We start from the raw sequence: 6,973 nt of genomic DNA on the forward strand, positions 1-6,973 counted from the left end.
ACCAACAAAATAAAAGAGACAAGTCCCGTAGGGACGACCCATTTCCTCGTAATTGATAAATGATGGCTTTGATAAGGATTGTTTGCCTAACTCACCCCCGGCCCCTCTCTTTTAAAAAAAGAGGGGAGTTGATGGCGTTGCCGGATTTTAAAATTGTCTTATAAAACAAAAAATCAACATCCGTTCAAGTCCCGTAGGGACGATCTTATGGTAATACCAACAAAATAAAAGAGACAAGTCCCGTAGGGACGACCCATTTCCCTGTAAATTGTGTGTGGCGGCTTTGATAAGGATTGTTTGCCTAACTCACCCCCGGCCCCTCTCTTTCAAAAAGAGAGGGGAGCTGATGGCGTTGCCCAAAAGTATGCGGGAGGCACGCAAAACCCGGAATGCGAAACAGGGACTGCGGAAAATCGTAAATCCAAAATCTTTAATCATAAATCGGCACATGGGCATGGGACCTGAGACTTATCCTCCGTATTTTTCCTCAAATTCATCTATAATATTCAGAAAATCAACAGGAAGTCGTTTGCTGACAAAATCAATTATTTTCTCGGGAATATTTTTGTAAAAGGCTGCTGCTATCCCTCCGGTAATGCAGGCAATGGTATCACTATCACCTCCTATTGAAATGGCAAGCCGGATAGCATTTTCAAAATCAGTACTTTCCAGAAAAGCCACTATAGCCTGAGGGACAGAGCCCTGACAGGTTTCATCGAATCTGTAAGTTGGCCTGATTTCGTCAAGAGTAAAACTGAGTGAATAGTCAAAGGTAGAACTGACAAAGTCTTTAATTTCCTTTTTTGATTTTCCCTGCCGGGCAAAGAGAATAGCTGAAGCCACTGCCTGAGCGCCCTTGATGCCTTCCGGATGATTGTGTGTTACCTCAGCACTTTTTCTGGCTTCATCCATGACAGTTTCAGGATCATGGTATGCAAAACCAACCGGACTGACGCGCATGGCAGAACCATTTCCAAAACTTCCATAGGGCTTTTTTTCATCAGAATAAAGCCAATTTGAAAAATTACTTCCATAGCCTCTGCCAGGATACTTTCTGCCATATTCCCGTATCGTGGTGGCAAAATCTTTCCCATGTAAAATACAGTCGGCAACGGCAATGGTCAGAACGGTATCATCCGTATAGTCACATTCCTCATCAAAGAGGTTGAAATCAGTCCTCCTGACATTGTTCCATTCGTAAACAGAGCCTAACACATCCCCTGCTACGGCTCCAAAAATGGTTTTGTATCTGCTCTTCATACATTTTTATTTACCTGCTTAAAACGTCACATATACAAATCTGGATCAATATTCCCGCACCTGAAATGTTTTTCAGGACAAGCCCTGTGTCCGTGAAGTCCGCAGGGACGGCAGTCCAGCTTTTCTTCGGGTTCAAGGATGAAAGATTTTTCAGAAAGCGGAGTAAAGCCAAATCCGGGTATGGTACTGCAATAAACAACCGTTACAGCTGCATTGACGGCAGAGGCTATATGCATGGGTGCCGAATCGTTGGTATAATTCATCACTGCCTTTTTCATCAGACCGGCTGACTGCAGAAAACTTAATTTTCCCGCCAGAATGATTACTTTTTGTCGCTCAAATGGAGAAGCTATCTCCACGCAAAGTTTTTCATCTTCTTTCCCTCCCAATAAAACACATTGAAAATCATGGGGTAATTTACTGATAAGATTTTTCCATTTCTGAGCAGGCAATTGCTTGGTGAACCAGAGGGAAGCCGGAGATATTGTAATAAACTGTTTTTCAATTCCATAATCGGTAGGATTAACTTCAGGCGGATACAACGCGGGTAAAAAGCGTTTTTCAGGGCAAATATGTTTTAGCAGGCTCAGATTTCTGTCTGTTTCATGGATAAAGTGGTCATTTGTCCCAAATTGATGGGGAAAAGCATAGGTAAAAAAGGGTGAAAACGGATTTTTACGGAAGCCTGAAGTAATTCCTGCTCCTGAACAGGCTGTAATAAGGCCTGTGCTGAAAAAACGTTGTACACACACGACAACATCATATTTGCTTTTTCTCACCTCCCTGATGAGTTTAAAAAGATTTATCAGCTTGTTTTTGGTTTTATCAAAAATCAGCGTCCTGTTCAGGAAAGGATGATTGTCGAAAAGAGATTCATTCCCCTTTTTCAGTAAAATATCAATTTTGGCAGCCGGGTAAAAGGCATGAATACTTTCAAGAAGTGGAGTAGCTAAAACCACATCCCCAGCAGAGGCAGTCTGTATGATGAGAAAGCTGTTCAATAAGCTAAAATTTCTGATAGCAAATATCAGAAAAACAGAGAAAAGAAAAAGTCCCTGCTCAGGAGAGTCAGGGACTTTTATCTATCATTCAACCTTTTTTAGTCAACAATCACTTTAGCAGAATAAGCCAGTTCACCCGAAATTGTTCTGACAATAAAACATCCGTTGTATGCCTGCATGTCGATACTGTGCAAACCAATTCCCTTCAGGTTTTCTGAAAAGATTTCCTGTCCGGAGACATTGAAAACACTGACAGATGTATTTTCTGAAACTGTCTGAACATAGATCTTTTTATTGACCGAGTAAATCTTCATATTGCCATTATCAGCTTTATTTTCAATAGCAGAAACATTTGAATTGACCGTATCATTTCCACTGTTGTTGTTAACAATCTGAACCGGAATAAAATGAAGGATAAAACGGCTGTTATTTTCACCGGTTACTGTATTGAACACATAGTTACCGGTATGAAGATCATGCATGATGTTGAGTTCTGTATCTTCCAGATAAACATTGACAGTGGGGTCAAAGCTTTCAAAATTAAAATCCAGGCTGTATTTTCCTTCTGCATTGGCAATATAGCCCAGTTGTACATGTACCGGTTCAGAAGTCATGTTCATGGCAGAGATAGCCAGATCAATATTTTCTTTTGAAAAGCTGTAAATCTGCGGAGTAGCTGCATCAAAGGAATACATTTTTTCAGCATCAAATTCATGGTCAAATTTGGAAGTGGCAGTTTCATCAAAGCGGATGACTGTTTCGTCATAGCGAAGGCCGTTGCTGAGTTTTACCCTGACAATATTTTCAGGTTTTGATTCACGGAAATTGGGTTTGGAATTTACTTTTACTGCATCGGTCATTTTGAGAGAACCTCCCAAAGTATTGTTGCAGATGACAAAGAAGGCAGAAGTTGCAGGGATCATATTGGAGCCACCGTTTGTTCCGACTTTGTTGTTATAGGCAGCTATGTTATTGTTTTTCATGTCCCATACGTAGATGGCATTGCTGATGTTTGTTTTTGTCCAACCGGTTGCGGCATCCCAGTCAATGGCTGCAGGATAAGGATTTCCAACCAGATTATATCCTTGGCCACCACTCAGTGTTTTGGTCAGGTTCATGACAACTGAGCCGGTATTCATTGTTCCGGTAAATGTAACCACCTGATTTTTATTTTTGTAATAAACATCATAACCTTTTCCCACCACAAGGTTTTCTCCTGATTTGTGAGCTACCCAGGCACCTTTTGTTTCATCGTAGCTGTAGAGAGCAGCGCCATTGAAAACATTGCTTTGTGCATTGCTGACAGGAGAAGATACATAATGCCATCCGCTGTGAGTAATGTGACGGTTGACGGTAATATCTTTATACCCGCTGACCGTGCTTAAGGTAATAAAATTACCGGTGCTGGTATCGGTGGTTTCAACTGAAACAGATTTGGAATAATTGGTCAGGGTGCTTTTAAAATAGATATTGCCATAGGTTACTGTTGCTGAATTGTTGTACATGTATGCCTTGTTATTTATAATAATGGTTCCGTAATTTGTCAATTTTCCGCTGTTGAAAGTAAAAATGCCGGTCATGTTTGTGTTTGCATAATTGGTTAATTCAGCACCATTTATCGTCAGCGTGCCACTGAAATTCACATCACCTTTGAGTACCAAAGTTCCTGAATTAAGCTGAACGCCAGTTCCAATGCTGGCTTTTCCATTGATAGACAGACAAGATTTATCGTTCAATAAAAATGAAGTTCCGATAGAGACTTTATCTGCCAGTTCAATTTTTCCGTTACCATTGTTCTGAGAATAATCCGAGAATGAAATGCTGCCGGATGCACTGAAATCTCCGTTATTGTTCAGAAACTTTCCAAGGCTGATGTCTCCTTTTGACATGATTGATCCGGAATTATTGGAAGTAGTGTTGGTAACAGTAAAACTATTGTAATTGGCAATTTTACCGCTGTTGTTGTCGAGGTATTTTACATAAAAAGTACCTTGATTGGTCAAAGAAGCTGCATTCAGGGTCAGTTTGTAGGAGGTAGTGATGAGAGAAGCACCTGAAACGATATTCATGTCGCAGCTTAAGTTCACATTGGCGTTCATGGTAACATAGTGCTTAATGGTAATCGTATGGCCTGCATTTACGGTAGTACCCGGAACCTGTCCGTTTTTCCATGTTGAGGTACTTGTCCAGTTTCCCTGAGCCACTGTTTCATAATCTGTTGAATAAACCGTAAAAACTGAGTTCATGACCAGAGAAGCGAAAATTAAAATGACAGGAACTGTCTGGCGAATCTTGTTTGGGATGTTCATATTTGCTAACTTCATGGCTGTAAATTTTAATTGTTCATTGAATAAAATTCAATGGATTTGCCAAAAGTTAAATTATTTGATTATCAATGTTTTATCAAAATTTCACAGATGAAAATTTTTCCCATTTTAAATTTGCAATCTCATTTTTAGAATTTTATTCTTTTTGGGATTTTGTTTTTCTTTTGAACCATAGCGGTTTAAACCGTGGGCTATGAATAAAACGCAACACAAAATCAACCGTTTCAACGGTTTCAAAATCAATTAAAAACAGTACATTATGTCTCATTCGTTCAATAAAATATGGGAACTTGCCGTATGGTCAACCAAAAAAAATTCAATCAATAAACACACGGTCAAAATGGATAAATGCATTATCAATATGTCAATTATAGCCCAAGGTTTAAACCTTGGGCTATAATTAATATTCATCTTTTTCAAATCCCTCCCATCTCAAGCTTTGCTCCTGAAACCCATGCAGATTCATCGGAAAGGAAATATAATACTGCCGATGCCACATCATGAGGCTCACCGAATCCAAAAGGATGAAGGCTTTTCATTCGCTCAAGCGACTCAGGAGAAATGGTTTTTTCGGTTTCATCCACCATTTTGGTCTTAACGAATGTCGGGGCTATCACATTCGACCTGATTTTCTTCTGCGACAATTCAAGGGAAAGTGATTTTGCATAAGACTCGAGGGCTGATTTTGAGGCAGTATAAATGGCTCCACCAAAATAGGTCAGTTTGGTTGCAATAGACGAAATAAAAACGATAGAAGCCTGATTGTTGATTTTCTTTTTATTTAAAAGCATGGAAGTCAGCAGGACAGGTGCTTCGAAATTGATTTTCATAATGGTATTCAGATGCTGCTGATTGATAAAATTCACAGGCATGTGGGCAGTTATTCCCGCTGAATGAACAATGCCATCGAGAGTTGGGCATTCCGTCACCAGTTTAACAATATCCTGAAAATGATAGAGATCCGCAGCAATTATCAGGTGTCCTTCTCCTTCCAGTTGTTTAAATGTTTCATTCAGGCGATTTTCATCCCTTCCGGTAATTATTACTTTGGCACCTTCGCGGCTGCAAACAAGAGCCGTTTCGCAGCCAATCCCTGAAGAAGCTCCCGTGATTAAAATTGTTTTATTGAGTAGTTTCATATCATTTAATTGATTTTTCATTCTTTCTCAATAATTTCAGGAATAACTATCTGCCTGGTATCGACAAGCACGCTTCCCCAACTGAGACCAACGCCAAAACCGGTCAGCATCAGTCGCATGGGCTGCATCGCACGCTCTCTCAGCTCCGAAACTATGGTCAGTGGTATGGATGCTGAGCTGGTATTTCCGTATTTTGTAATGGAATAAGGCCACTTTTCAGCAGGCTGACGTAACATTTTCCTCAAAGTTTCATTTATCAGCAGGTTAGCCTGATGCAGGACAAAATAATCAACCGACTGAATGTCGGTCTGCGTAAAATCGAGCAAAGCCCTGATATTCGGTATGACTTCCCTGAGTGAAAAATTAAAGACTTTTATTCCATCCAGATGAGGCTGAAGTTCATTTCGCCATACGCCTTTCGAAATCTGCCTTTGTTCGAGAGATTTTTTATTGGGAAATTTTCTGGCTCCTCCGGCATAAACGATAATCGCCTCATAGCCCGATCCGTCTGTCTGCAGGTTAAAATGCATGGGAGAAGCCGTTTCATCGTATTCCAGTGCTGTTACACTGGCTGCATCTCCAAATAAAGGAAAAGTCGTTTTGTCGCGGTAAGAGCCAAAGGTTGAGGTATCGCCCATGATAAGCAAACCTTTTTTCAGTTTTCCGGCACTCATCATAGAGGAAATTACCGATAAACCATAAACATAAGCCGAACAGCCCAGACTGATGTCGAGAGCCAGCGTAGTTTTAGGCATGCCCAGCCTGTCCTGCAGAATACAGGCAGTTGCAGGAATAAGATAATCACGTGATTGGGAGATAAAAATCAGTATGTCAATGTCATGCATTTCCCACCCCAGCCTGCTGACCAGTAAATTTGCGGCATCATAAGCAAGGTCAGAGGTGGCCATTCCCGAAGGAGCAATTCTTTTAAATCTGACTCCGGTAGTTTTTATCAGTTGTTCACGCTCTTTTTCCGAAACCCATTTATAGTTCTTAACGTCAAAACAGTTTTTGGGAACGGCACAGGATATCCCGCGAATGGCGGTATGATATGTTGTAAAGATAGCCATCAGCCGGTATATCTCTCCTTAACAATATTGTACAGATCCTGCACAGTTTTCGATTTGCGCAGGTCTTCCGCATCAATGGCCACCCCATATTCAGTCTGAATTAAAGCTATGACAATCAGGGCGTTAATTGAATTCCAGCTAAAAGCTTCCCTGAAAAGGCTGTTAGGTTTAAGTAC

General features: G+C 40.6%; 6 protein-coding genes. All 6 read right to left on the bottom strand.

What is annotated here, in order from left to right:
- Nucleotides 1–468: 468 nt before the first annotated feature.
- Nucleotides 469–1,239, bottom strand: a complete 771-nt coding sequence (locus tag GX437_06845; GenBank protein ID NLJ07368.1) for a dinitrogenase reductase — start codon at nucleotides 1,237–1,239, stop codon at nucleotides 469–471.
- 47 nt (nucleotides 1,240–1,286) lie between these two features.
- Nucleotides 1,287–2,261, bottom strand: coding sequence for a glycosyltransferase family 9 protein (locus GX437_06850; protein NLJ07369.1), 975 nt, complete (start codon nucleotides 2,259–2,261; stop codon nucleotides 1,287–1,289).
- Nucleotides 2,262–2,359: 98 nt separating this feature from the next.
- Nucleotides 2,360–4,585, bottom strand: a complete 2,226-nt coding sequence (locus GX437_06855; GenBank protein ID NLJ07370.1) for a hypothetical protein — start codon at nucleotides 4,583–4,585, stop codon at nucleotides 2,360–2,362.
- A 419-nt stretch (nucleotides 4,586–5,004) separates the two neighbouring features.
- Nucleotides 5,005–5,748: an SDR family oxidoreductase gene (locus GX437_06860; GenBank protein ID NLJ07371.1), complete on the bottom strand. Its 744-nt coding sequence runs from the start codon at nucleotides 5,746–5,748 to the stop codon at nucleotides 5,005–5,007.
- A complete protein-coding gene (locus tag GX437_06865; GenBank protein NLJ07372.1) occupies nucleotides 5,745–6,635 on the bottom strand; it encodes a ketoacyl-ACP synthase III in 891 nt (296 codons plus the stop codon). Before GX437_06865 ends, GX437_06860 begins: the two co-directional genes overlap by 4 nt.
- 161 nt (nucleotides 6,636–6,796) lie before the next feature.
- A partial coding sequence (locus GX437_06870) for an acyl carrier protein (protein NLJ07373.1) occupies nucleotides 6,797–6,973 on the bottom strand: 177 nt, incomplete at its 5' end.

This window comes from Sphingobacteriales bacterium (assembly GCA_012517435.1).
Classification (GTDB): domain Bacteria; phylum Bacteroidota; class Bacteroidia; order CAILMK01; family JAAYUY01; genus JAAYUY01.